Origin of the sequence: Acinetobacter sp. YH12142, from assembly GCF_013418435.1 — a bacterium.
GTDB lineage: Bacteria > Pseudomonadota > Gammaproteobacteria > Pseudomonadales > Moraxellaceae > Acinetobacter > Acinetobacter amyesii.
The window spans coordinates 115,977-141,614 of sequence record NZ_VPCB01000006.1 but is presented as its reverse complement, the minus strand read 5'-3'; the positions used below and the strand labels follow the sequence as shown (position 1 = coordinate 141,614).

Sequence of the window (25,638 nt, the reverse complement as noted above, 5' to 3'; positions counted from 1 at the left end):
TTTACATACAAATCTGTAAGTTTTAAAACTATTATTACTTTGAAAAATTTAAAGAAATTTTTCTTTAAATAATTACCACTAAATACATAAACGCCTACTAAATATTTTCCATCGTCAAACTCAAAGACTTAGGACTTATCCCCCCTCATCCCCACCTTCTCCCAATGGGAGAAGGAGCATCCATTACTAATTTAATACCGTTATAGGTTCTGCAATAGAAATTCCCTCACTTTTAAAAAGAGGGTTAGGGAGAAGTAAATATTTAATTTTCATATTTTTAACCATACAATCAATCCAAATACTTCACACTAAAAACAACATGACCATCAAAAAAGTATCCTCTATCGCCAAACTCGAAGACTTAGGACGTATTCAACTGTCAAAGTCTTTTTTTATGCGTGATTTCCTCTATAGCGAAATCGCAAATTGGTACGGTGTACCTAACTTCCCCGACCATCCTGACATTGCGATTCGTATGGGCTCAAAACTCTGCGAAGAACTACTTGAACCACTGCAAGAAAAGTTTGGACGTATTGCCATTCGTTCCGCGTACCGTTCACCAAGCGTGAACCAAATCGGCAATGAAAAAGGACACAACTGCGCGAGCAATGAGAAAAACTTTGCAAGCCATATTTGGGACTATCCTGACGCAAAAGGCTACGGTGCAACGGCGTGTATCGTCATTCCATCATTTTTAAAACTTTATGAAAAAGACCAAAGCAATTGGCAACAACTCGCCTATTGGATTCATAACCATCTGAACTATAGCCATTTGCAATTTTTCCCAAAACTCTGTGCTTTTAACATTGGCTGGCATGAACAACCCGCACGGAAAATTTATAGTTATATCCAACCGAAAGGCTATTTGCTGCGAGGTGAAGCGGTGAATGAGGGATTTGAGAAATTTTATCCTGATCTGATTTAATTTTTTAAGTTTCCCTCTACCCCCCGCCTTCTCCCAGTGGGAGAAGGTGCTTCCATTGCTAATTTAATACCGTTATGGATTGTTACTTACCTCTCCATTTAGTAGATGAACAGCACTGCTGCACAAGGGAGAGGTAAATATTTAACTTTTTAAAACTTTGTGAAAAACACTAAAGTCATTAATAATTGATAACAGCTAGCCTACTAGACTCATCATAATTTGAACTATAACCATCCATAACTTTTTATAAATCTAAATAAAAATATACAACTAAAGAATTTACAGCCTGCTTAAAACTGTCATTTCAATATGCTAAGGTAAATGAAAAATTGATATAAATCATATTTCAACAGAGGGTTACATCATGTCAAAACAAATTCTTATGCTCGTGGGCGACTATGCTGAAGACTACGAAACAATGGTACCTTTTCAATTTTTAGTTGGTCTTGGTTATACCGTACATGCAGTCTGTCCAGACAAGAAAGCTGGTGACACAGTGGCAACTGCTATACACGACTTTGAAGGTGACCAGACCTATAGCGAAAAACGCGGCCATAACTTTGCCATTAACTATGACTTTAGTACGGTAAATACCGAAGACTATGTTGGTCTGGTGATCCCAGGTGGTCGTGCACCGGAATACCTGCGCATGAATAATCGTGTAATCGAAATCGTACGTGAATTTGACAGTGTGAAAAAACCAATTGCAGCCGTGTGTCATGGCGCACAGATCCTTGCAGCAGCAGATGTACTCAAAGGCCGCACCTGTTCCGCTTACCCGGCTTGTGCCGCTGAAGTCAAATTGGCAGGCGGACAGTATGCCGATATTGCAGTCACGGATGCAGTGACCGACGGTCATTTAGTTACTGCTCCTGCTTGGCCTGCTCACCCTGCGTGGATGGCGCAATTTGTTAAAGCATTAGGCGCGACGATTACCATTTAATGCTTGAGTCACGAAACTAAAACGCATTGGATCATCATCCATTTAGGGTGAATCCATAAAAAATGCTCCTTGTATAAAAGGAGCATTTTTTATTTACTCAAAATAAAATTAACGAACCACACCTAACTTATTCCAAATTTCTGGGGTTAAAAATTTAGTCACCAATTTATTCAAATCGACATAACGCAGTACGCCTTGTAATTGTTGTTTAATTTCAGGCGTCTTTAATATTTCATCCCCTGTGATACTACCAAGCTCTTGAAAACTTTCGCCTACAGCCTGTAGACCGTCGGCTTTAATTACGGCCTGCGTTTGCGTAGAACATTGCTCAACCAAGATTCGTTGCATGACCTGCGCCAAATTTTTATCGAGTTGCGTTTTTTGCGCATCACTGACATTACTGTACTGTTTTAAATCTGGATGTGCTGCCAATGCAGAAAAGGTCCATTGTAAAACCGCCTTTTTATCCGCCGCAGTAGTCGATTTCACTAAACATTGACTGAGCTGATCGACCGTCGGACTCGCCAAACTCACCTGAGTCGTTCCGAGCATCATGAGCGTCAATAAAGCCAAACCTGTTGGTCGTGAAAAACGTAGATGTAATTTTTTAGATAAACCGTAAGCCATAGACCAAACTCCCAAAACTTGAGTCACCTTTGTATCATGAAGTGCTGTATTTGCTGTTTGGTCTATGTAACTCAACTATTCATTTTTGCTAGTCGGTGCATAGATGAGAGGATGAATCGTTGGCCTTCTATTCCAATACCAGTAAAAATGTCCATGGGTATCGAGCAAACTATGGGTGGTCAATGTCGATTTATTGCTATCCCCTCGCCAACATGCAAGTGCTGCATTACGGTTATTATGTAGGTCAATAAACTCAGGATTCGAATATTTGGGTTTCGCAGGAATATATAAAGCATCTCCGGGATTAACCCATAAATCTGCCAAGTAAATCTTGCCTAGATTTGGAAAATAGCGCCCTACTGAGATGACCAGTGGCAGTTGATCTTGATCGGTCGAGCAAAAAATATGCGGAAAGTCATGATGTTCTAAATCAGTAGCCACATAAGGAAATAAGGTTTTTCCACTACAGTCAGGCTTACCGCCATCTAGATAGGCAAAACAATGACCTGCCATCATGCCGTATTCATAATGAATCTCTGACAGTCGTTTTTGATTTGAATGAATCTGAATCGCTTCACCTGCCTGAACTAAGGTGATACCAAAAGCTGCCGCGGTTTCTTTGCTTGCCACCAATGGCATAAACTCGAAGTGTTGCCCTTCAAATTCAAGCTCCGTTTGCTCCCCCCAATTGGTAATTTTAGTCGAAATTTCGGAAGGTACATCGTAGGGATTTCCCATCGTCATTTTCGCATTGGTGGCTGACTCGGTAATTAAATGAATTCCTGCCCCAAGTGATGCTAAATATGTTGGATGCCCACGATCATTCAAAAAGAAGGGTGTTTGCTCGATATTGACTGTAATCTCTGTTAATTCTCGGTCAAATAATGGTGCATTAAAATAAGTTTCATTTACTGAACTCATGGTTTTTCCTTATTATTTTTTAAAATTTTATCTGAGTACATCATTGGATCAGGATAAAAGCTTATTTCCCCAAATGGCTTTTATCCTGTTGAAGTTTATTTCATACGATTCAACATATTTTTTGCCCCTGCGTGGTTATAGTTGGTCGCTAAGTTTTGTAGGATGCCTTTTGCTCTTGCATTGGCGTTTGGATAACTTTTGCTATATGCAGGCACTGAGGTTAAGCATTTTGCAACGAGCATACCTGATTCAGCATAGGCTCTATTGGCATTTGCACCATTTAATTTGCCATAGCTATAAGCGCGCTGTGCATTATTACAAGCGGTGACTTGGTTTTTTCCGGCATTCAGATCGCGTCGTGCATTCACATATAAGCGCATTTGTATCTGCTGAGATGTTTCAGCAACTGGTTTCACTATAGGTTTGTTTTCAGGCTCTTTGGCTTTGGTTTCTTTTTTAGTCTCTACTTCTTTTTTTGCTTCATCTTTCGCATTGCTTTTTGTTGTCGTTGCTTTTGCTTTTGCTTTGCTTGGTGTGGCTTTTTTAGCTACAGTTTCTTCTTGTTTATTATAGTTTTTGCGACGTTCTTCGGGTCCAATAATTGCTGTATACAAACTCACTAAGCGGGTTTCAGAACGGTCATTTAATTTACGCTCTGAAACGGGTTCAATAGCAACCATCCAACGTTGTCCATCTGCCTGACTACACTGAAACACACCTGTGCTCTGTTTTATACTGCTATAGGTCGCTAATAATTTACGACTCCATGCATTTTTGACTTGGTTCAAATTGCTTTTATTCAGTTGAATAAATTTGCCATTTTTGGCTTGGCAGTAACTGCTCATATTTTGCTTGGGTATGAGCGATTCTGCTTCCATATTTTTCTTTTGTGGTCCCCAATCATAGACGTATTCTTTCGCCTTGCCATTTGCGCTATTAAGCCCTTTTTGATTGATCACTTCTTGTGGTGATGCATAATGATTAAATGAATTTGGGTTTAAACTCTGCATGGTGGTACAACCATGTAATGCAAATCCAATACTCCCCACCCATAAAATTGCCTTTAAATTCACAGCAAAAATCTCAAAAATTTCACCCTTAAAAAATAGCGTAATTTAGTGCCTTTCACAATTTTATAATCTTGATTTTATTTATTATTTTTAAAAATTTAATCACTAAAATCGCATACGTTTGAGATCTATACATATGTTGTTCATTTTAATTTGATGAATTTCACATTTTATTTAAGTGTATTTGTTTATCCTTGGTGAACGGTCATCATCGTTCCCTTTTAGGTTATTTCGCAAGCATTTATGTATCGCTATGTGCTTATCAAATCTGTCATCAGAACAAGCCTCTATTATTAATCATGATATAAAACTAGGCTTATCTAGGATTCGAGCGACAATATGGAATCGAGTAAAAAAAACAGCTCATCTAAAAATGTTAATCTATTGATTTTATTGAAATATATTAACTTAAAATTAAAGCCATAAAAAAACCTGCATTTTATTGCAGGTTTTTTTATGACTTTATAAACTCAATTGTTAATTTTTTCTTCAAATGCTCTTAAGCGCTTATAAATAGACATTAATTCGATAATGGTTGTCCATGAGGAAATCAGGTATTGGAAAGAATCACGTACACGCCCAAAGACATTTAAAATTTGCATTAATATACCGAGCGTAATTGTTCCCGCAGCAATACTTGGAAACAAAATAAAATATCCATAAATATTATCCAGTTGCATGTACCAAATACGAACCAGATTGAAATAAGCGTAGTGGAAATACAGTCTAAAATAATTAAAACGAACTTTAGTAAATAATTCTTTTAATGTGAAAGGGTCTGCTCGATCTGCATGATCTTCACCATAAACTAACTCTTTACGATATGCCGCTTCGACTTTTTGATTATTAAACTCCAAACCCGGTAGTTTATAACCCACCAGCATTAAAATAACCGTCCCTAAAACCGCCCAAAGGACTGCCGCCCAAACCAATGCATAGGCGATTTCCCCCACGACAGGTAATTTCTTTACATGTGTTGATAAAGTTAGCAGCACAGGTAGAAATGCAATTAAGGTCATCACCGATTCAACTAAGCTAACCCCAAGTCCTTCTGTGGTTTTTGCAAAGCGCATCGTGTCTTCTTGAATACGCTGTGAGGCACCTTCGATGGTTCTCAGTTTTTCCCAATGCGCAGTATAAAAGTCATTCATTGCAGTACGCCAACGAAAAACATAATGACTGACGAAAAACAGGTTCAATACAGCCAGTGTGACATACACCATGGCCACATAGAGAAAAGTCAGTATCTCAGAATATAGCATCGTCACTTCGCCCCCACCACCTGAAAGCATTTTCTGGATCAGGTCATAGAATGGGTTATACCAAGCATTGATCACGACATTACATTCCACACTAAACCAAACATTAAATAGAATAAGTGCGGTTCCCCACACTGACCATCGCTGCCAAGGATTATCTGATTTGATCTTCCAAAAGGCTGCAAAAAGCGCCGTTGCTACAAAAAACCAAACATAGAACCATAAAAATTTGGGACTCCAAAATCGGCTGACAGCAATTGGCAACTCTGCAAGATGATAATTTGCAGGTAAACCGAACATCGTCCCCCAACTATGACCACCGCTATACCATAAGGCGATATTAATTATGAACCATATAAGGAATGATCCAAAAAACCATTTTGGATTTGGAAAAAAAGATTTAAACATTAGTCCTACATTTCCCTGAATCTTTGTTTTTAGTTTGAGTTGCTGATGATAAGTTTTATTTCATTAATTTTCTTGTTCAGATTGAATATTTAACGCTGTTTAATCTGAAATTTAACAATCAAATACAAGACGACACATCATTCTGTTAGCTTAAGCATGAAAACTGAAGTTCACCTTAAATTCATTATTAATCATGCCCTTTTGATGATCTGGTCATTGTTTGTGGAACAAAAGACGCATCTTAGGACATATAATTACAGTTAAAAAGTTTGTCATATTTTAAAATTATTTTTTGATATCAATAGATTAAAAACCATAATTTATTTAACCATTATTTAAACTTAAGTTATGGAATTCTCTAAAATATTTTCTGCGATGTAGCTCACGTCATTTACAAAACATGTTTCTTCACCAATAATATGCTAAGTTCAATTAACAACCTATGCTTGGGGAAGTAAAATGGAAAGTGCAATTGTTGAATTACTCAAACCAATTACATTAAATAAAGAAAATTGCAGTCCTTTGGTTTTTGAAACTGGTACCGTTCTAAAAGTGATTATGCAAACGCCAGAAGGCCTTTTGGTAAGTAATGATGACAAATTTAACTTTGTGATTTCATTGAAAGATAAGAATGAAGTTTGGCGCGAAATTTAATTTTCGCCTCACTTTGTGATTTGTTTTTAAATCATATTTATTCTAAGAATTTAATCATACAATTATTGAATAAACAGGATAAGGTTCTTAAATTCCATAAAAAAAGAACCCTCCTTTTAAGCAAATATTTTTCATAACTTAGCTTAACGTTTAAATCCGTAAATCATATTTTTCTAAAATCGCATTGGTTTTCTGATGCAATCCCTCAAAATAGACTTTACTCACCAGTGCTGAAGGCTTGTTTTTTGGCAATGGCCGAATTTCATGTGCGTGCGGAAAACGTTCAGTAAAATCAAATCGTTGAACCACTTTTTTAAATTCATCAATCACAAGATTTTCATCTTTACAAAAAACATCGTAGGCTTGCTGTTTTTCTGCATCCCAAAACTGCTTAAATGCATCTTGAACACTTTGACCATTCAGCATTCGTGGCATTTGTTCATCAATAAACTTCTGAATCAAATCCATTTTTTTATACATTTTTCGGTCATTACTGAGTAAAGATTGGAGTTGTTGCTGCTGTTTAGCCCTTTGAATCGAGGATGGTGGCGCAGCAGCAATCATATTTAATAATGTATAAATATAATCCTGATTTACATAATCACTAATAATAAAATCTAAAGCAAAATTCACGTCACGTAGCACTGAATCTTTTTCAACTGCTGTACCTTTATTTATTCTGTCATATAAATCTTTATATTTAGATTTATAGTCTTCAAGTTCTTGCGGCACTATAACTGCGTTATCAACATCAAAGTCTGTATACATTTTCAGTTGTGAATGTAGACGAATCACATCACGAAAAGCTTGAATAAACTGCAACTGCTGACTTTCGAGTTTTAGATCATCTACTGACTGACACTCAGGTGTTATTTTTCTTAATTCACTAACACACTTATTAAATTCTGCTAATTGTTGATCCAACGGTGGCACAATCACTTGCTCAAAATTTTGGTCGTCTGCAAAAGTAGAAAGAGCTTTATCTGTTGCCTGCTTTAAATTTCTAAAACACACGACATTGCCAAAAGCTTTTGTTGGCTTATAAATACGGTTTGTACGCGAAAAAGCCTGAATTAAACCGTGATATTTTAAGTTCTTGTCGACATAAATCGTATTAAGTGGCAATGAGTCAAAACCTGTCAGGAACATATTCACCACCAACAGCAAATCAATTGGCGGACCTTTCAACTCCCCAACTTCTTTAGGTGGTTTAGGGACTTTGAAGTACTTAACGCGATCACCTAGATTTTTATAATATTCATAAAATCCTTCGTCACAGTTATAGCTAGTCAGATGGCGCGTATTAAATTCTGCAATGATCCGTTCAAGTTGCGCTTTACGCCCCATATCAACTTGACTCGGCTGTTCAAGTTCTTCTTCAGAAATCGTACCTGTTGTGGAGTCATTGGCGTCGTTTGTCGTGTCCTGCGCTCCAAAAGAAAAAATCGTACCAATCACTAAAGGGGTATAAATTTCTTCCTTCTTGTCCGCTTCTGCAACCAACTCTGCTTGGACTTTGGCAAATATTGCATAATATTGAAGCAGGACATCTACTGAGCTGACACAAAACATTGAACAAAATTCGCGTTTTGCCGTTTTTTTGTCATGATTTTTTAAAATATAACGTACAATTTTTTCTAAGCGCTCAGGGTTGTCATACAGTTCTTTAGTATCGATGCCTTGTATTTTTTCATCACCTGCATTCACCTGATGAGCGGTAAATTGTCCTACGTAATCAATTTGAAATGGTAAAACATTTTTATCTGCTATCGCATCGACAATCACATATTTATGCAGTCGTTTAGGGAATAGATATTCTGTGGTGTATTTCACGCCACCAATGCTTTGACAGTTCACAGGAAAAATAGGCGTGCCTGTAAAACCGAACATTTGCGCCTGTTTAAAGAAGCGTTTGATATTTTGGTGAGTATCACCAAATTGACTGCGGTGGCATTCATCAAAAATAAATACGACTTTTTTATCTGCCAAATCAGCGATCAATTCTCTGAATTTAGGGAGTGTAATTGCGTTATTCAGCTTTTGAATGGTCGTCACGACCAATTTATCTGTGAGTATATTGCTTTCATTTTTTCGTGAGTTCAGCCGTTTACCGATGAGCTGTTCGACCAATGTTTTGGTGTTGGTCGTTTGGTCTACGCAGTCGGGAACAAAGGCATTGAACTCTTTAGTGGTTTGATTATCTAGGTCTTTTCGGTCCACGACAAAGATAACTTTTTCTATTTCAGGCAACTGACGCATGATTTCACTGGCTTTAAATGCCGTGAGGGTTTTACCCGAACCCGTTGTATGCCAAATATAAGCATGATCGGTTGAGGTTTTCATATGCTGAATCATGTTTTCAACTGCATAGACTTGATAAGGTCGTAGCACCATTAAGCATTCATTGGTTTGATGCTGAACGATGTATTTACTGATCATTTTCGTAATATGTGGTGCGTTTAAAAATGCTTCGGTAAATTTACTCAAATCATTAATTGCTTTGTTGTTTTCATCGGCCCATGGAAATGTGAAATCAAACAATGGTGTGCCATGTGAATAATATAAGCAATTTACGCTGTTACTAATGACAAATAGCTGGATGTATCCAAACAGACCTTGTCCTGATGTATAGGCATTTTTGCTGTAGTTATGCACTTGGTGAAACGCTTGTGCGATTTCTACGCCACTACGCTTAAGTTCAACTTGTACCAACGGAAAGCCGTTGATCAATAGCGTGACATCAAAACGGCTGGTTTCTGTACCGCTCTCACCGTATTGAACCGTCACTTGGTTAGTCACTTGAAAAATATTTTTTTCTGCATCATCACTTAAAAATCGCAGTGTTTGGGTCGTACCGTCATCATGTTTAAGCTGGTATGAACCACGCAATAGTTTGGCTTTGCCGAAAATCGTATGTTCACTGCTCAGGTAATTCCACACCTGTTCCCATTGCTCATGTGTAAGTGGTGCAGTCAATGCGTTAAATTTCTCTATTTGATTTTTTAAGTTTAGGAGTAAAGCTGTTTCGTTTCTGTACTGAACACGTTCGTACCCTAAAGTTGTTAAATGCGCTATAAATTGGTTTTCGAGTTCGAGTTCTTTTTGGGTCGACATTTATAATACTGCTCAGTTTTTAACTATTGGTATGCATATCTATTGATTCTAATAGATTTATTATATTTTTCAATCTTTTAAATTCATCAAATAAACATCTAAACTGATGATACAGATCACTGTTTTTTCTTTTAGGAATCCTTCAATACTTTCTTAAATAAAAAAATTCCCACATTTGAATAAATGTAGGAATTTTATGAAACCCTATAAACAATCAGACAAACATTTGCTGTAACAAGCCTTTTTTCCATTGTTTAGTTTGTGCAATTTGCTGTGCAACGACTTCAATTTTTTGATCAATGGCAGTTAGGAAGTTGGCGATTTTGGTTTGTTCTTCTATGCAGGGGACTTTAATAATTAGCTTATTCAAATTCGTAATAGTTAAAGCTTTCTGTGTTGATCCAATAGCACTTCCTACAACATCTTTTTTAAAAGCATCCAACATAATCATTAAAAATTTAGGATTAGCTTTAATTTCTTTAAGCCAAATTAAATTTCCATCTTTAAAATAAAAATCATAATTTGTATTAATCAGATAAGTATTCGCTATAGTACCAACTGCTGTGATAAGAATTTCACCATTCTTAGGTGCATCAAATTTATTTTTAATATTATTAAATTGCTCTCTAGATATATACAAAATATCTGATGGGAAAACACCGGATTTCAATTCTGAAATTTCTTTCCCTCTAAAAAATGGAATTCCTTCTGCGACATAATCAGATAGATGTACACGCTTGCTTGATGTTAATAAGGCAATATCTGAGAGCTTTTTCTCCTCCCACTCCCCAAAATCCCTACCATCATCCGCTTTAAAACGAATCTGCTGGCTAAACAGCTTTTGCATCATGCCTTGTTTATATTGGCTCAGCAGTTCATGTTTTTGCGTCAGTTGGCTAATTTTTTCATCCACTGCTGAAAGAAAAGAAGCGATTTTGCTCTGTTCTTCTTTGGGTGGGTAATTTACTTCAATTGAGTTTAATAACTTTACAGTTAATTGAGGTTGCGCACTTCCAAAAGCATTTTTATTTAACCATTTTTCAAATAAATCTGATTTTAAAAATTGATTAATATAATCAGCGATTACATTATCTTTACATCGTGCAAGCACCATCCCCGAATTAATTCGCATATTTTCAAAAGGAATACTTTTATCAAAATATGCAACATTACCAACCGTACCACGAGTTGTAATAACTAAATCATTTCTTTTTAATTTTCCTTTACGTAATAGGCTATCTTTTTCTTTAGTAATGAATTGAGTATTTTCAAAACTAAAACCGTATTTAGTGACATTGCCAGCATTCAAAAATAAACAGAATTCTTCATCATGAAAATCGTCTGATTTTGGGTAATTATTACCTCTATCACCATCAATAATTTGAACCATTGCTTTTGTAAAATCTGATTTAACCAAATCACCACTGAACTCTTTAAACCGCAATTTAGGCGAAGCCATTACTTTACCTCCGCAAACGGAGAATCAATGCCTAACTCTTTACAAAAACCTGCAATCACTACATCAGTCTTTTGACTTTCAACCTCTAAGGCTTGAAGCTGTTTCGCTATAGCATCTAAATCAATTTCAGCTTCTGCTTCAAAAGTATCCACATAACGAGGAATATTCAAATTGTAATCATTGTCAGCAACTTCTTGCAGACTCGCCACATGTGCATATTTTTCAATATTCTGACGGTTTTCAAATGCACCAATAATATTGTCTAAATGCTCTGGCAAGAGCTTGTTTTGATTCTTTTGCTTATCAAACTCGTTACTCGCATCAATAAATAAAATATTGTCGCTATGCTCACGGTTTTTCTTCAACACCAACACACAGGTTGGAATAGTCGTGCCATAGAAAATATTGGCAGGCAAGCCAATAATCGTATCAATCACATTTAACTTTTCGATTAAATGCTTACGAATATGCCCTTCACTCGAACCACGGAACAAAACCCCATGCGGCAGTACAATCGCCAAAGTCCCATTTTCATCTAACTGATAAAGCATGTGCTGTAAAAACGCCATATCTGCCTTAGAACTTGGAGCTAATTTGCCAAAATCACGGAAACGCGGATCGCTTAAGTATGACTCACTCGCAGACCACTTTGCCGAAAATGGTGGATTCGCTACAATCGCATCAAATTTCAGTTCCATATGCTGTGGACGTTTTAAAGTATCTTCCTGCTTAATTTCAAACTTTGAATAATGCACATCATGCAAAATCATGTTCATGCGCGCCAAGTTATAGGTCGTACGATTCATTTCTTGACCGTAAATCGCATCTACATCGCCAACTTCACGCTTTACACGTAGCAATAAAGATCCTGAACCACAAGTCGGGTCATATACACTGCGTAGACGTTCTTTACCTAAGGTGACAAGTTTTGCAAGCAAAGTCGAAACCATTTGCGGTGTATAAAACTCACCTGCTTTTTTACCAGCACCTGAAGCAAATTCACCAATGAGAAACTCATAAGCATCGCCTAAAATATCAGACTCAGTATTCGACAGATCAAAATTAATATCGTCTAAATGTACGATCACACGGCTAATCAACTCATTACGGTCATCAGGCGTATTTCCTAACTTGGTCGAACTTAAATCCATGTCTTCAAACAAATGCGAAAAATCATCGGCCGCATCTGTACGCAATGTACTTTGCTCAATTGCCTTAAGGGTTTTAATTACATCATCCAAAATATATTTTTTTGCTCGAGCCAATGTTGCCATACTGTGGAACAATTCTTGTGGCGCTAAGAAATAGCCCATACTGGCAAGACATTCTTCACGCACAGCACTCAAATATGCATGATTATTTTCAGTATCTTCGACCAATTCTGTAAACTTAATTTGATCCGGCGCCAAAATGTCGTTGGCATTATTTTGAATTTTTTCAGACAAATATTTATAGAAGATCAAGCCCAAAATGTAATCACGGAATTCATCTGCCCCCATTTTACCGCGCAAAGTATTGGCAATATTCCAGAGTTGTTTTTGCAGTTCTTGAAGCTGGACTTGAGTCATTGTTGTACCAAAAAATGTTTTTAATTAATCATAAAAAAAGCCGAACCCGAAGGTTCGACTTTTTAGAATTTTGGTGGAGATGGCGGGAGTTGAACCCGCGTCCGCCAGCACTACGCTCGAGAATACTACATGCTTAGATATCGTCTATTGATTTAGCTCTTTGTGACCCGACGAACAGGGTACAAATCGCGATCCTTTAAGATTTAGTATAAGACCCCAAGGCTTGATCTTATACGGACTTGTGTGCGTTCGCTTCAGTCGGGACCCCTAACCACAAGTATTCAGGGATGCGGACAAGCTGCCCTTAGGCAGCTAGAGCGTAAGTTTCGTCGTTTGCGACTAAAATATGCAAATTTGATTTACGAGAGAAAATGCGCTCTCGACATGCATCTATGAGTTTCATCACCAGCGTCGAAGCCAGAAACATCCCCAAAGTAGCGTCATCATAGCATAACTGCAAAAAATTGCGATGCAATTTCGAAACAATTACACATTGATCTGCGCTTAATTACATAATTGCGTTAATATTTTATTTTTCAAGACCGCAAAAGAAAAATATATGAGCTATTTATTGGCACTCGATCAAGGAACGACTTCAAGTCGTGCGATCATTTTTAACGAACATGGACAAGTTCAAGCTACAGCTCAACGGGAAACCCACATTCAAACCCCACATTCGGGCTGGGTGGAGCAAGATGCTCAAGAAATTTGGAGTACCCAAATTGCCGTCGTGCAACAAGCACTCGCTTCTGCTCGTATCCTTGCCAAAGACATCAAAGCCATTGGACTGACCAATCAGCGTGAGACCACTGTGGTTTGGGATAAACGCACAGGTCAACCACTTGCTCCTGCAATTGTTTGGCAAGACCGTCGTGCAACCGAGTGGTGTGGGCAACTAACTCAACAAAACCTCAATGACCTCATTCACAAAAAGACCGGTTTACGTATCGACCCCTATTTTAGTGCTGGGAAATTGGTCTGGTTATTAGAACACACTCAAGGACTACGTGAACTCGCAGAGCAAGGTCATGTGGCTTTCGGTACGATTGACAGTTGGTTGGTGTGGAACCTGACACAAGGTGCAGAGCATGTGATTGAAGCAAGCAATGCCTCACGAACCATGCTAATGAACTTGCAGCAACAAGCTTGGGATGAAGAACTCTTAGAATTATTTGATATTCCCCTTTCGGTCCTTCCTAAAATCATCAGTTCAGATGAATATATTGCAGATACCGCTACAGGTTTACTTGGCGCAAACATTCCCATTACCGGCATTTTAGGTGATCAGCAATCTGCGCTATTTGGACAGTCATGCTTTGAATCAGGAACAGCAAAAAATACCTATGGTACAGGCTGTTTCATGCTCTTTAACACCGGCACTGAAGTTCAATATAGCCACAATAAATTACTCTCGACACTTGCATGGCAAGCTCAAGGTCAAACCCATTATGCACTAGAAGGCAGTGTATTTATGGCTGGCGCAATCGTGCAATGGCTAAGAGACGGTTTAGGGATTATTCAAAAAAGCAGTGATGTTGAAAAACTCGCGTGCCAAGTGGAGCATACCGATGGCGTGGTTTTGGTTCCTGCCTTTACTGGGCTAGGCGCTCCGCATTGGGATAGTGATGCCCGTGCCCTCCTCTGTGGAATGTCACGTGGTACAAATAAATCCCACATAGCTCGTGCCGCCTTAGAGGCCATTGCCTTTCAAGTGTCGGATGTATTGACCGCCATGCAGTCAGACCTGTCTAGTCCACTTAAAGAACTCAGGGTCGATGGCGGTGCCAGTAGCAATGATATGCTGATGCAATTTCAGGCCGATATTTTAAATGTGCCTGTACTGCGTCCTAAACTTTTAGAATCAACAGCATGGGGCACTGCCGCAATGGCTGGACTCAAAGCGGGTGTGTTTTCAAATCTTGATGAAATTGCCGCATCATGGCAATTAGAACGTGCTTTTGAACCAAAAATGAATGCTGATCAACGTGAATTTCATTTGGCTCAGTGGCAGTCTGCACTCAAACGGGCGCGCTCGGACCTTTAATTTTTTCCAATCAACGCCGTACGCAAAAAAACCGCTCGAATGAGCGGTTTTTTTATACTTGATGATATTTAGTGTGCATGACCACCACCCACACCTGCTTTAGGTCGTGGACAGAGCCAAATGATGAGTGCAGCGAATATAAAGACACCCGCCAGTACTAAAAACACATGATTGGCTGAAAGCGTTAAGGCTTCTTTATCCACCAAACTGGAGATATATCCCAAAGCAGCTTCTGAACTCATTCCATGATTCACCAAGGTGTTTTGTACCTCAGTAACATGTAAATTACTGACCATTTCACTGCGTGCGACTTTGGTGTGATCATCCCAAATGGTTACTGCAATCGACGCTCCAATTGCCCCTGCCATGGTTCTTAAGAAGTTCATCAAACCTGCCGCAGATGCCATATCTTGTGGCAGTACAGATGCTAAAGCCATATTGGACAAGGGAATAAAGAAAAATGGCACGGCAAAACCTTGTAATATTTGCGGTAAAGCCAAAGCCATAAAGTCTGCATCCGTAGTCCAAAAGGCGCGCATAAGGGTTACACCACCCAAGATACTTAAACCAAAACTCGCCAAAGCACGTTGATCGTATTTGGTTGCAAGCTTCGCAACAATTGGCGACATGGTCAAACTACCGACGCCCATCGTTGCAGTGAGATAACCTGCCCACGTTGCGGTATAGCCCAAGTTGATTTGTAACCACTGCGGAATCAGGACAATACTGCCAAAGAAGGCACCAAAACCAAAGGCCAAAGCCAAGACCGAAATGGTAAAACTTCGGTACTTAAACAGCAGTATATTCACCACCGGATGCCGCTCAGTCAGCTCCCAAATCGTGAAAACGATCAGCCCAACAAATGCCGTCAGTGCCAGCACCACGATAAATGGATGATTAAACCAATCTCGTTCATGACCCAAGTCCAACATCAATTGCAAAGCACCGATCCACAACACCAACAGCAGTAAACCACCGCGGTCAATTTTCAATTTCTGTGTAGGTGTTTCAGCCGTTTTCAGTAAGCGCATCGCTGCGATAGCACAACCGATCCCGACAGGAATATTGATAAAGAAAATCCAATGCCAAGATAAATTATCACTGATCGTACCACCCAAAATTGGACCTAAAATGGGACCAACGACGGTAGTCATCGCCCACATCCCCATGGCTTGGGATTGCTTTTCAGGAGGGAAAATGCGCATTAACAACGTTTGGCTCAGTGGCATAATCGGACCACCAAACAAACCTTGTCCAATTCGGCAAAACACCAACATTTCCAAACTGGTCGATAAACCACACAGTATCGAAAATACCGTAAAGCCAAACAGGCTGATCACAAAAACCCGTACAGAACCAAAGCGCCCAGCGAGCCAACCGGTCAATGGCACGCAAATCGCTTCTGCCACAGCATAGGAGGTAATGACCCATGTCCCTTGGGATGCTGACACTGCAAGACTACCGGTGATATGCGGCACTGAAACATTGGCAATGGTCATATCGAGCACAACCATAAAGTTCGCCAATGCCAAGACCAAGGCAGCGAGAATCAGACGACCACCTTTTAGGTCAGTCATTTGCATTTGCTGATTCATAGGCAATTACTTCGATTTCAAGTCAATCGTCGCTTCCATAGACAGCCCCACACGTAGTGGGTGTTCTGCCAACTCTTTTGGATCCAAACGAATCCTCACAGGTAAACGCTGAACCACTTTAATCCAGTTTCCTGTGGCATTTTGTGCTGGAATCAAGGCAAATGCTGAACCTGTGCCACCAGAAAAACCGGTCACTGTGCCATTAAATTTAACTTTGTCACCATACAGATCAGACGTCAGTTCAACTTTTTGACCCGCTTGCACCCCTGCCAATTGGCTTTCTTTAAAGTTGGCATCGACATATAACTGAGAAACTGGCACCACCATCATTAATGACGTTCCCGGTGCAATGCGTTGCCCAACTTGAATATTACGACGTGTCACTACACCATCAAAGGGTGCTTTAATTTGTGTACGTTCTAAGTCCAACTGAGCTTGTTGTAGACGTGCTTGTGCAATTAAAACATCTGGGGTTGAATTTTCATTGCTGTCTTGAATTAATGCATCATTTGCAGCTTTATTACTTTGTGCCGCTTTTTGACTAGATTTGGCTTGAGCGAGTCCTGCTTGTGCCACATCAAAACTGGCTTTAGCGGTATTCACAGCACTCTGCGCTGTGCTTAATTCTTCTTTAGAAATCGCACCCGAAGCAGCCAATTGTTGACGACGTTGTAATTCATCTTGTGCTTTATTCAGATCGGCTTGTGCTTTGGCCACTTGTGCGCTTGCACTATGAATTGCATCATCACTGACAAAGATTTGTGAGTTTAAAGAGCTACTATTCGCCGCAGTTTGTTTGTATTGGCGTTTTGCTTTAAGTAATTCAGCCTGAGCTTGAGCTAAGGCAATTTCAGCATCACGAGCATCAATGCGAACAAGCACATCGCCTTTTTTCACTTGCTGCGTATCACTCACCAAAACCTCTGCCACTTGCCCCGTGACCATCGAGGTAATCGACGCTGTTTCTGCACCGACATAGGCATTATCGGTACTGACGGAATGATTTAGAAATATTGACCAAATCAAATACATCACCAAAGCAATCACGATCAATACAGCCACTATACCAAGGCCTTTTTTTCTGCGTGCTTTTAATTCCTGATCGGTGGGCTGCTCTGTAGATGGGGTTTCTGGCAGGTTACTAACGGTATCTGTCATAGATTTGTCCTAAATCTAGCAGACTTGGTCATGGCATCATGAGCTTTGCAAAGCATGTCAACTTTGCTGTCAGATAATGGTGTCGTGAGAAAGTCTATCTTCTTCAATTTTCCGGCATTTTAAAGCTAAAAAATCATATCCTGAGAATAGAAAATGTAACTCGTCAGTCTTTTTTTCGTCGGCAACAGGATAAAATCATGCCCTGCTGCCAATACTGGACTTTATTTTTTCATCATTTTGAATGTGTTAACTTAAAAATGGCTTAATAAGCATACGATGCAATCGCCGTTGCAATCGCTTTACCTTCATCATTAACCATGGTCATACGCATAGTGCAACCCTTACGGCCTAAACGTAAGGTTTCAGCTCGTGCAACGAAATACTGTCCACGTCCTGGCGCCAAATAATCCACACGCATATCGACGGTCGCTAAGCGAGATACCTTTTTACTCGTTTCTGCTAGATCTTCAGCTGTGGCCTTTTTATACAATTCTGCCATTGCAGAGATACCACCGATACTGTCGAGTAAGGTTGCCGCTACACCACCATGTAAAATTTGGAATGCGACATTTCCAATTAAATTACTGGCCATGTCGACACGTGCTTCGATCTGACCATCAATCACCGTCATTTTCATGGCATTGTGTACAAAAAATGGGGAGCTGTTAAATGCTTGAGCAATGTTATTTAATAAAGTATCGATTTCAATCTTCGAGTTTAGGTCAATATTACCGGTCCAACTCTTATTTACATCTGTCATAGCCTACTCGAATCGCTGTCATTGAATAAAAAAATAATACGGGGTGCGCCAAACCCTCATTATGCGTCTACAATAGTCAAAGTTTAATACTGATCAATGAGATTGTTATGACCTATACGTTCAATCGTCCAGCTTTTCCTGCTACCCGCATGCGTCGCATTCGTAAAAATGACCAGCTTCGCGCTATGGTGCGTGAAACTCAACTGACGACTGATCATCTCATTTATCCAGTATTTGTGTTGCCAGGCCAGCAACAAACTCAAGATATTCCAAGCATGCCAAACGTACAGCGTCTATCTGCTGACTTGTTACTAAAAAAGGCAGAACGTTTACTCGAATTGGGTGTTTCAAAATTAGCTTTGTTCCCAGTTACACCACAGGAAGATAAAAGTTTAACGGCTGAAGCAGCTTGGCATGAAGATGGCTTAGTCCAAAGCACCATCCGCTTATTAAAAAAAGAACTACCAGAAATGGTTCTCATCACTGATGGTGCGCTCGACCCATACACCACACATGGTCAAGACGGTATCATTGATGATACCGGCTATGTACTGAATGATGAAACCGTTGAATGCTTAATTAAACAAGCACTCAGCCATGCCGAAGCGGGTGCAGATGTGGTTGCACCAAGTGACATGATGGATGGTCGTATCGGTGCGATTCGCCAAGCGCTTGAAGCCAATGGCCATATCTATACCAACATCATGGCTTATTCTGCAAAATATGCGTCTAGCTTTTACGGGCCATTCCGTGATGCGGTAGGTTCTTCAAGCAACCTCAAAGGTGGCAATAAATATAACTATCAAATGGACATCGGTAACCGTGCTGAAGCTTTACATGAAATCGCACTGGATATCCAAGAAGGCGCCGACATGGTGATTGTAAAACCGGGTATGCCGTATTTAGATATCGTCCGTGAAGTCAAAGATAATTTCGGTGTTCCAACATTTGTCTATCAAGTGAGTGGCGAATACGCCATGTTGGCAGGTGCCATTCAAAATGGTTGGCTGTCTGAAAACGTGATTATCGAATCGCTTATGAGCTGCCGCCGTGCAGGTGCAGATGGGATCTGGACTTACTTTGCTGAAGATGCAGCACTCATGTTGAAAGACATGAAATAACCTGCAAAGCCTTCCTGAAATGGTAACGTTCAGAAAGGCTTTTTTTATATCTGTAAAATTTAAAAAACAGTCTTGGAAGAAAAACTTCGGCGTTGCTGAAGTTAAGATCAAACTCATACATTCATCGGTTAAAAGAACATGAATATTGCCATTATTGGGGCGGGTATTAGTGGTTTACTCAGCGCATTGGAACTCGTTGAACGCGGTTGTACGGTGACGATTTTCGACCAACAACGCACAGGTTCTGCCGCATCATGGGCTGGTGGTGGCATCCTCTCCCCGATGTATCCTTGGCGATATCCCAATGAAGTCAATGCGCTCGCACGTTATGGCAAGCAGAGCTACCAAAAATGGAATGAAAAATTAAAACCTATGACTGGGATTGATTTTGAAATTCATGAAACTGGCATGCTGATTTTTGATGAAGATGATTTTGAAATTGGCTTAGATTATGCCCGTTTGCACCAAGACCCAATGCAACACGCTGATTATTTACAATCCGATCAAATTGAGCAGATTAATCCTCACATTTCAGCACGCTTTGCACATGGAATTTATTTTTCGCAATTAGCCAACATCCGTAATCCACGACTTTTGCAGTCATTAACGGCTTATTTACAGCAGCATCCTAAAGTTCAGATTTATGAACATTGCCCGATCCACCAATTAAACCGTTCGGATAATCGTATCCAGTCCATCACCACCGCAGATGGTACGCAACATACAGCAGATCAATTCGTTATTGCCACGGGCGCTTGGTCAGCCGAGTGGAGTGAACAACTGGACATTGAGATACCCGTACAACCTGTGCAGGGACAAATGCTTCTTTTTAAAACCCCGCAGAACTGGTTGCCGACCATGTGCATGAATAAAGTCATGTACTTGATTCCACGCCAAGATGGTCATGTGGTTTGCGGCTCAAGTATGCGCCAATGTGGTTTTGATACTCAGACCACAGATGCAACCTTACAGCATATTCAAGAATCGTGCTTTGACATGGTGCCAGAGCTTGCCAACTTTCCGATTGTGAAATCTTGGGCTGGCCTGCGTCCATCTTCCCCTGAAGGGATTCCGTATATTGGGCAGATGCCAAATTTCGACAATCTATGGGCAAATTTTGGGCATTTTAGAAATGGTTTATGTATGGGACCTGCTTCAGCTCAGTTATTGGCTGAACTGATGACTGGGGAAACGCCTTCATTCAATGCAGACAACTATAGTCCAACTCGCCTGTTTCAAGATGCATTGTTAAGCGTCGAATAATGGTCAATAGGTCAAATTCAACTAAGCCAATAAATCCTGCAAGGCTTCTTTTAACGTCGGAAATTTAAACTCAAAGCCTTGCTGTAATAAAGCAGCTGGCTGAACCAGTTGACCATTTAAAATTAATTGCGATTGCTCACCCAATAAAATTTTAAAAACAATTGCAGGCACATTGAGCCACGGCTTTTTCGCTAATTGACGTGCTGCAATCTGCGCAAATTGAGCCTGTGTCGATTTTTCAGGCGCAACTAAATTAAAAATATGCGGATCGATTGGCGTGGGTTCAAGCAATGCATGTTTTTTCTCTGCTTGTTTCATTAAAAACAGCATACTTCGGATCACATCTTGTATATGTATCCACACAAAAGGCTGCCGACCGGAACCTATTTTGTTGACCAAATTGAGCTGAATCGGTCGCAGCATTTGCGGTAAGATTCCGCCACCTTCAGCCAAGACCACACCTAGTCGTGTGATAATGGTATTTTGTTCAGGAAATTGGCGTGTGACTTGCTCCCAACTTTGGCATAGCTCTGACATAAAAATGGCTTGTGGTGCAGCATTTTCATCGCACACTTTTGTCCATTGTTCTTCAATATCAATACCATAATAGCCAACAGCCGAACCTAAAATAATGCATTTCGGAAAAATTTTACGTTTACGTAAATATTGATACAGCGCTTCTGTGGTTTTGACCCGACTTTCTAATAATTGCTGTTTACGCGTCTCTGTCCAGCGACCTTTGCCGATACTTTCACCTGCAAGATTAATCACATAATCAATTCTGTCATGAGGAATTTGATCGAGCTGCTGTACCCAAGTTAAATGTGGTGATTTAGAAATACGCCCAGCCTTACGACTGAGCCCAATCACTTTATAATCCGCAGCTAAAAGTGCCTTGATGAGATGTGTGCCAATAAAACCGCTGCCACCCGTCAGCAGTACTGTGGGCTGATGCATAATTTGTTCTTATCTATATGAAATAATACTGTTATCTATAGAACAAGATCACCAGATGATCAAGCTTTATGCGCCAAACTTTTGAGAAGCCATCCGCTGTGCTTGCGGACCATAAAACCAATAGGTGATTAAATACAAAGGGATAGCCATCAGTAATAACATGATCACCATTAAACTCATAAACTGAGGATGTTGAACATAGAGCATTAAATTTTGCCAAATTTCAGGATCTTTTCTTGAAAAAATTGCGATACCCAAAAGTACAAAACCAAAATTATATAACCAAAAAATCAGGCTAAAACCTAGGGTAAATTTTTTACGTTCTGCCTGTGTCGGTGCTCTCTGATTTTTATTTAAAAACCGAAATAACACCACGATCATGGCAATCAGATAGGGTACGACCGTTAAAATACCACCCACACCCTGTGGCAATAATGCTGCGATCACACCGCAAATACAGGTCATGATTAAACAAATGAAAAAAAACAAGAAAAAATAACGTGTTAAAGACACCATGACCCTAACCCAAGAAGAAGTTGACACCTAGTATAAAAAAAAATGCATTTTTTTTCATTTTCATGTCAACCAATCTGTAATCAGCTACGTTATATAGGGTACAAGGTCTGTAGCAACCGATGATTTGGACGGCATCCACAATGTTTCGGTGACCTTTTTAAAAGCAATAAGTTTCATTTTGAATTTAAGTATGAACAGCAGCCATCACTTAAATTTGAAATCGATTTTTTGACCGACGATTTCATCATCACTCGAATCGTCGGTCTTTTATTTTGTGCCTTATGTATTCAGCATTTAATTTTTATATTCTACACCCAAAAAAATCAGCCGATAAAATATCGACTGACTAAAAACTTGCTGCAACTTTAAAATAAGTCACAACAGCAAAGCCATGTTATGCAGCACAATAGCGATTACGCCCCTGTCTTTTCGCTACATAGAGGTTTTTATCGACCTGATCCAAAAATTGCATTCGATTATCTAGATCTGATGGAATAATGGTTTTTACCCCCATGCTGAGTGTGACGAGTTCAGACACCGCTGAAGCTTTATGCGGTAATCGTGCAGCACGCACGGCCTCCATAATTCTATCGGCCATCACTGCTGCTGCTGCCTCATTGGTTTCTGGTAAAATCCAAGCAAATTCCTCACCACCAAAACGCGCGACTAAATCACGAGGTCGTGTACAACAAGATTCCAAACTTTTCGCAATTTGACGCAGACATGTATCCCCAATCACATGACCATTCAAGTCGTTGTATTGTTTAAAATAATCCAAATCGATCAGAATTAAACTCAGTGGCTTTTGTGTGCGTATCGCGTTCAACCATTCGCGTTGATAAAAGTCATCAAACAAACGTCGATTGGCAATACCGGTTAAGCCATCTTTATATGAATATTCTTCGAGCTGACGTTGCAATTTTTGTAACTGTTCTTCTTGTTTTTTACGTTCGGAAATATCAAACATAAATCCTACGAGGCAATCTACATCACCATTTGGTTTACGCACGACATGCACAACATCACGTATCCAAAGATATGAACCATCCTCTTTAAGTGCGCGATAATCTGCCTCATGATCTATACCAGCCATCGACTGCGAAACACAATAATTCAGCACAAAATCACGGTCTTCCTCATGCATACGTGATGCCCAGTCCTGAACGGTGCGCCAAGTATTTTGCTTCCAACCGAGCAACTTTTCAATTTGCGGTCCAATATAGCTGAATGTTTTACTGTCCCAATCAATACACCAAGGAATGGCTAATGTAGACTCTAATAAAGTCTTATACACCATACTATTTGCAAGTTTTTCTTCATCAAAAGGATTATTTGGCATGTTGCATCTCCTGCTACCCCAAATGCAGGTAATACACCTGCTGTACAACAATTGATCTATATACAGGATTAGAACAACATTTTATATTCCTAGTTCTTGGTATTTTTTAGCCTAATTTCAAATCTCTGCTATTTGAAATGTGCAATCCATCAAACAAAGAGTAATAACAATGAACCAGCTCTGCTATTTTGAAATTCAAAGCTCCGATCCAAAGCGTGAAGTTGCCTTTTATTCTGCGGTTTTCGGTTGGTCATTTATCCCAGTTGAAGGGCTACCGATTCAATACTTCCGTATTGAAACTCAAGGCATTCATGGTGGCCTCTTAGAGCGCCCTGCTCAGACTCCACCAACGCACTGCGGCACCAATGCATTTACCTGTAGTTTTGAAGTTGAAGATTTCGACCATATCGCTGAGAAAATTTTGGCGCAGGGTGGTCAAATTGCCATGGAAAAATTTGCGATTCCTGGTCAATGTTGGCAAGGCTATTTCTTAGACCCAGACCACAATACCTTTGGCCTCGTACAAGTCGATTCAAATGCACAGTAACAGCTTAGATTGATGACCTTGTAACTGTCGAGAACGACTTAGTTTGACGTATGAATGATTAATCACCCTCGAAAATGTGAACATCTGTGATACTTTAGACCCCAATCAATTTTTTTGATTTTTGGGGGCTTGCATGACTGTTCGTTTTTTTCATACTTCTGATTGGCATTTAGGACAATTCTTCTATAACCACTCACGTGACTACGAACACGAACAGTTTCTTCATTGGTTACTCGAACAAATAGAACAAAAGCAGCCGCATGCCCTGCTGATAGCTGGCGATATTTTTGATGTCATCAACCCAGCTTCCAAAGCGCAAAAACAGCTCTATCAATTTTTAGCCGATGCGCATGTGCGTGCCCCGCACATGCAAACCCTGATGATCGCAGGCAATCATGACTCAGGTTACCGTATTGAACAAGTTGAGCCATTATTAGAAAAATACCATGCCAAAGCTGTTGGCGTGGTCCATAAAAATACTGAAGGTCAGCTCGATTTAGACCGATTACTCGTGCCTATTTATGATGAACACAAAAATATTGTGGCATGGTGTCTAACCTTACCTTTTTTACGGGCTGCCGAGATCACCGGATTCAATGATCAAACCACCAATAGCCAAAACGCTATTACCTATGTGCATCAGCAATTAATTGCGGAAGCCAAAGCACGTAAAACTTCAGATCAAGCCTTAATTTTAATGTCACATGCCCACATGCAAGGCGGTGAAACGTCGGACTCAGAGCGCCCGATTATTATTGGCAATGAAGAAGCGCTTTCGACTGCCCTATTTGATGATGTAATTGACTATGTCGCACTTGGGCATTTGCATAAACCGCAAAAAGTCGCACAGACCCATATCCGTTATAGCGGCTCACCGATTCCCCTGTCATTTAGTGAAATTAATTATAAGCACCAAGTGCTTGAGATCAGTATTGATCCAACTCAAACAGATGAATCACGCTTTCAAATGGGGTCCTTAGCAATTCCGCGCAGTGTGCAATTGCATCGCATCAAAGGCACAATTCCAGAAGTTTTGGCACAATTATCTGCTTTGGCGAACGGTGAAATTGAAGATATTGATCAGCGTGAATATGTCGAAATTGAATATCATACCGACACCCCGCCTGCACCTAATTTAAGACAGCAGTTTGAAGAAGCTTTAGCACCGAACCGCTACCGTTTGGTGCGTATCAGCCGACGTTATTTAAATTCTGATGAAAATAATCAGCAGCAAGCTGCAATCAACCTTGATCCGCCTACGCCTGAAAAACTATTTCAAAATCTTTGGGAAAAACAAGGCTATGGTGCTGATGATACCGTTATGAAAGATTTTTTAAGTTTGGTCGATGAAGCACAAAAATCACTTGAAGATGATGCGAACGCTTAAGGA

Annotated in this window: 21 protein-coding genes and 1 other RNA gene; 8 read left to right on the top strand and 14 right to left on the bottom strand. The window is 39.8% G+C overall.

Annotation, left to right across the window (positions count from 1 at the left end; genetic code table 11):
* Nucleotides 1-319 precede the first annotated feature (319 nt).
* Both FTU77_RS06435 and FTU77_RS06430 read left to right on the top strand, forming a co-directional pair.
* Nucleotides 320-925 (top strand): hypothetical protein, encoded by a 606-nt coding sequence (locus FTU77_RS06435; RefSeq protein ID WP_180055338.1) that lies wholly within the window; start codon nt 320-322, stop codon nt 923-925.
* A 364-nt stretch (nt 926-1,289) separates the two neighbouring features.
* Entirely contained in the window at nt 1,290-1,868 is a 579-nt protein-coding gene (locus FTU77_RS06430) for a DJ-1/PfpI family protein (RefSeq protein WP_180055336.1), read from the top strand.
* 108 nt (nt 1,869-1,976) lie between these two features.
* Here FTU77_RS06430 and FTU77_RS06425 read toward each other — a convergent pair whose 3' ends face one another.
* From FTU77_RS06425 to sbmA, 4 genes are all read right to left on the bottom strand, one after another.
* On the bottom strand, nt 1,977-2,423 hold the full coding sequence (locus tag FTU77_RS06425; RefSeq protein ID WP_257222277.1) for a hypothetical protein: 447 nt from the start codon (nt 2,421-2,423) through the stop codon (nt 1,977-1,979).
* A 147-nt stretch (nt 2,424-2,570) separates the two neighbouring features.
* A complete protein-coding gene (locus tag FTU77_RS06420; protein WP_180055332.1) occupies nt 2,571-3,416 on the bottom strand; it encodes a hypothetical protein in 846 nt (281 codons plus the stop codon).
* Nucleotides 3,417-3,511: 95 nt separating this feature from the next.
* Nucleotides 3,512-4,489 carry a hypothetical protein gene (locus FTU77_RS06415; RefSeq protein ID WP_180055330.1) on the bottom strand — a complete coding sequence of 326 codons (978 nt, stop codon included), beginning with the start codon at nt 4,487-4,489 and terminating at the stop codon, nt 3,512-3,514.
* A 467-nt stretch (nt 4,490-4,956) separates the two neighbouring features.
* On the bottom strand, nt 4,957-6,153 hold the full coding sequence (gene sbmA / locus FTU77_RS06410) for a peptide antibiotic transporter SbmA (protein ID WP_180004285.1): 1,197 nt from the start codon (nt 6,151-6,153) through the stop codon (nt 4,957-4,959).
* A gap of 459 nt (nt 6,154-6,612) precedes the next feature.
* Between sbmA and FTU77_RS06405 the strand changes: the two genes are divergently transcribed.
* Entirely contained in the window at nt 6,613-6,807 is a 195-nt protein-coding gene (locus FTU77_RS06405; protein WP_180004283.1) for a hypothetical protein, read from the top strand.
* A gap of 150 nt (nt 6,808-6,957) precedes the next feature.
* Here the strand turns inward: FTU77_RS06405 and FTU77_RS06400 are convergent, their stop codons facing one another.
* The 4 genes from FTU77_RS06400 to ssrA all read right to left on the bottom strand — a co-directional run bounded on the left by FTU77_RS06400 (nt 6,958) and on the right by ssrA (nt 13,379).
* Nucleotides 6,958-9,921: a type I restriction endonuclease subunit R gene (locus FTU77_RS06400; RefSeq protein ID WP_180055328.1), complete on the bottom strand. Its 2,964-nt coding sequence runs from the start codon at nt 9,919-9,921 to the stop codon at nt 6,958-6,960.
* Nucleotides 9,922-10,135: 214 nt separating this feature from the next.
* Nucleotides 10,136-11,380, bottom strand: coding sequence for a restriction endonuclease subunit S (locus FTU77_RS06395; protein ID WP_180055326.1), 1,245 nt, complete (start codon nt 11,378-11,380; stop codon nt 10,136-10,138).
* A complete protein-coding gene (locus FTU77_RS06390; protein WP_180055324.1) occupies nt 11,380-12,948 on the bottom strand; it encodes a type I restriction-modification system subunit M in 1,569 nt (522 codons plus the stop codon). The genes FTU77_RS06395 and FTU77_RS06390 overlap by 1 nt, the downstream gene beginning before the upstream one ends.
* Nucleotides 12,949-13,019: 71 nt before the next feature.
* Nucleotides 13,020-13,379: a transfer-messenger RNA gene (gene ssrA, locus FTU77_RS06385) on the bottom strand.
* A 128-nt stretch (nt 13,380-13,507) separates the two neighbouring features.
* Here ssrA and glpK point away from each other — a divergent pair.
* Entirely contained in the window at nt 13,508-14,992 is a 1,485-nt protein-coding gene (gene glpK / locus FTU77_RS06380) for a glycerol kinase GlpK (RefSeq protein ID WP_180055322.1), read from the top strand.
* 68 nt (nt 14,993-15,060) lie between these two features.
* On the opposite strand, the gene FTU77_RS06375 is transcribed toward glpK, so the two are convergent.
* The 3 genes from FTU77_RS06375 to FTU77_RS06365 all read right to left on the bottom strand — a co-directional run bounded on the left by FTU77_RS06375 (nt 15,061) and on the right by FTU77_RS06365 (nt 18,505).
* Nucleotides 15,061-16,587 carry a DHA2 family efflux MFS transporter permease subunit gene (locus FTU77_RS06375; RefSeq protein WP_180008247.1) on the bottom strand — a complete coding sequence of 509 codons (1,527 nt, stop codon included), beginning with the start codon at nt 16,585-16,587 and terminating at the stop codon, nt 15,061-15,063.
* A 6-nt stretch (nt 16,588-16,593) separates the two neighbouring features.
* Complete coding sequence (locus tag FTU77_RS06370; RefSeq protein ID WP_180055320.1) at nt 16,594-17,745, bottom strand: efflux RND transporter periplasmic adaptor subunit; 1,152 nt, start codon at nt 17,743-17,745, stop codon at nt 16,594-16,596.
* 262 nt (nt 17,746-18,007) lie between these two features.
* Nucleotides 18,008-18,505: a thioesterase family protein gene (locus FTU77_RS06365; RefSeq protein ID WP_180004269.1), complete on the bottom strand. Its 498-nt coding sequence runs from the start codon at nt 18,503-18,505 to the stop codon at nt 18,008-18,010.
* Nucleotides 18,506-18,612: 107 nt separating this feature from the next.
* Here FTU77_RS06365 and hemB point away from each other — a divergent pair, with 107 nt between their 5' ends.
* The gene (gene hemB / locus FTU77_RS06360) at nt 18,613-19,626 is read left to right on the top strand and encodes a porphobilinogen synthase (RefSeq protein WP_180010032.1); all 1,014 of its coding nucleotides are present in this window, start codon (nt 18,613-18,615) and stop codon (nt 19,624-19,626) included.
* A gap of 138 nt (nt 19,627-19,764) precedes the next feature.
* Complete coding sequence (gene thiO / locus FTU77_RS06355; RefSeq protein WP_180055318.1) at nt 19,765-20,889, top strand: glycine oxidase ThiO; 1,125 nt, start codon at nt 19,765-19,767, stop codon at nt 20,887-20,889.
* A gap of 21 nt (nt 20,890-20,910) precedes the next feature.
* On the opposite strand, the gene FTU77_RS06350 is transcribed toward thiO, so the two are convergent.
* From FTU77_RS06350 to FTU77_RS06340, 3 genes are all read right to left on the bottom strand, one after another.
* Entirely contained in the window at nt 20,911-21,846 is a 936-nt protein-coding gene (locus FTU77_RS06350) for a TIGR01777 family oxidoreductase (protein WP_180055316.1), read from the bottom strand.
* Between the two features lie 66 nt (nt 21,847-21,912).
* On the bottom strand, nt 21,913-22,362 hold the full coding sequence (locus tag FTU77_RS06345; RefSeq protein WP_168379056.1) for an ABZJ_00895 family protein: 450 nt from the start codon (nt 22,360-22,362) through the stop codon (nt 21,913-21,915).
* Between the two features lie 394 nt (nt 22,363-22,756).
* Nucleotides 22,757-23,701 (bottom strand): GGDEF domain-containing protein, encoded by a 945-nt coding sequence (locus FTU77_RS06340; protein ID WP_180004261.1) that lies wholly within the window; start codon nt 23,699-23,701, stop codon nt 22,757-22,759.
* 169 nt (nt 23,702-23,870) lie between these two features.
* Between FTU77_RS06340 and FTU77_RS06335 the strand changes: the two genes are divergently transcribed.
* Both FTU77_RS06335 and FTU77_RS06330 read left to right on the top strand, forming a co-directional pair.
* Nucleotides 23,871-24,248, top strand: coding sequence for a VOC family protein (locus FTU77_RS06335; protein ID WP_180004259.1), 378 nt, complete (start codon nt 23,871-23,873; stop codon nt 24,246-24,248).
* A gap of 133 nt (nt 24,249-24,381) precedes the next feature.
* A complete protein-coding gene (locus FTU77_RS06330; RefSeq protein ID WP_373685811.1) occupies nt 24,382-25,635 on the top strand; it encodes an exonuclease SbcCD subunit D C-terminal domain-containing protein in 1,254 nt (417 codons plus the stop codon).
* Nucleotides 25,636-25,638 lie beyond the last annotated feature (3 nt).

Bases quoted from the DNA above. Each gene is read 5' to 3' on its own strand.
- FTU77_RS06430 (WP_180055336.1), top strand. From the start codon at position 1,290: ATGTCAAAACAAATTCTTATGCTCGTGGGCGACTATGCTGAAGACTAC.
- thiO (WP_180055318.1), top strand. From the start codon at position 19,765: ATGAATATTGCCATTATTGGGGCGGGTATTAGTGGTTTACTCAGCGCA.
- FTU77_RS06435 (WP_180055338.1), top strand. From the start codon at position 320: ATGACCATCAAAAAAGTATCCTCTATCGCCAAACTCGAAGACTTAGGA.
- FTU77_RS06365 (WP_180004269.1), bottom strand. From the start codon at position 18,505: ATGACAGATGTAAATAAGAGTTGGACCGGTAATATTGACCTAAACTCG.
- FTU77_RS06400 (WP_180055328.1), bottom strand. From the start codon at position 9,921: ATGTCGACCCAAAAAGAACTCGAACTCGAAAACCAATTTATAGCGCAT.
- FTU77_RS06375 (WP_180008247.1), bottom strand. From the start codon at position 16,587: ATGAATCAGCAAATGCAAATGACTGACCTAAAAGGTGGTCGTCTGATT.
- FTU77_RS06370 (WP_180055320.1), bottom strand. From the start codon at position 17,745: ATGACAGATACCGTTAGTAACCTGCCAGAAACCCCATCTACAGAGCAG.
- FTU77_RS06335 (WP_180004259.1), top strand. From the start codon at position 23,871: ATGAACCAGCTCTGCTATTTTGAAATTCAAAGCTCCGATCCAAAGCGT.
- FTU77_RS06420 (WP_180055332.1), bottom strand. From the start codon at position 3,416: ATGAGTTCAGTAAATGAAACTTATTTTAATGCACCATTATTTGACCGA.
- FTU77_RS06345 (WP_168379056.1), bottom strand. From the start codon at position 22,362: ATGGTGTCTTTAACACGTTATTTTTTCTTGTTTTTTTTCATTTGTTTA.
- FTU77_RS06350 (WP_180055316.1), bottom strand. From the start codon at position 21,846: ATGCATCAGCCCACAGTACTGCTGACGGGTGGCAGCGGTTTTATTGGC.
- FTU77_RS06425 (WP_257222277.1), bottom strand. From the start codon at position 2,423: ATGATGCTCGGAACGACTCAGGTGAGTTTGGCGAGTCCGACGGTCGAT.
- FTU77_RS06405 (WP_180004283.1), top strand. From the start codon at position 6,613: ATGGAAAGTGCAATTGTTGAATTACTCAAACCAATTACATTAAATAAA.
- FTU77_RS06390 (WP_180055324.1), bottom strand. From the start codon at position 12,948: ATGACTCAAGTCCAGCTTCAAGAACTGCAAAAACAACTCTGGAATATT.
- glpK (WP_180055322.1), top strand. From the start codon at position 13,508: ATGAGCTATTTATTGGCACTCGATCAAGGAACGACTTCAAGTCGTGCG.
- sbmA (WP_180004285.1), bottom strand. From the start codon at position 6,153: ATGTTTAAATCTTTTTTTCCAAATCCAAAATGGTTTTTTGGATCATTC.
- FTU77_RS06330 (WP_373685811.1), top strand. From the start codon at position 24,382: ATGACTGTTCGTTTTTTTCATACTTCTGATTGGCATTTAGGACAATTC.
- hemB (WP_180010032.1), top strand. From the start codon at position 18,613: ATGACCTATACGTTCAATCGTCCAGCTTTTCCTGCTACCCGCATGCGT.
- FTU77_RS06340 (WP_180004261.1), bottom strand. From the start codon at position 23,701: ATGCCAAATAATCCTTTTGATGAAGAAAAACTTGCAAATAGTATGGTG.
- FTU77_RS06395 (WP_180055326.1), bottom strand. From the start codon at position 11,380: ATGGCTTCGCCTAAATTGCGGTTTAAAGAGTTCAGTGGTGATTTGGTT.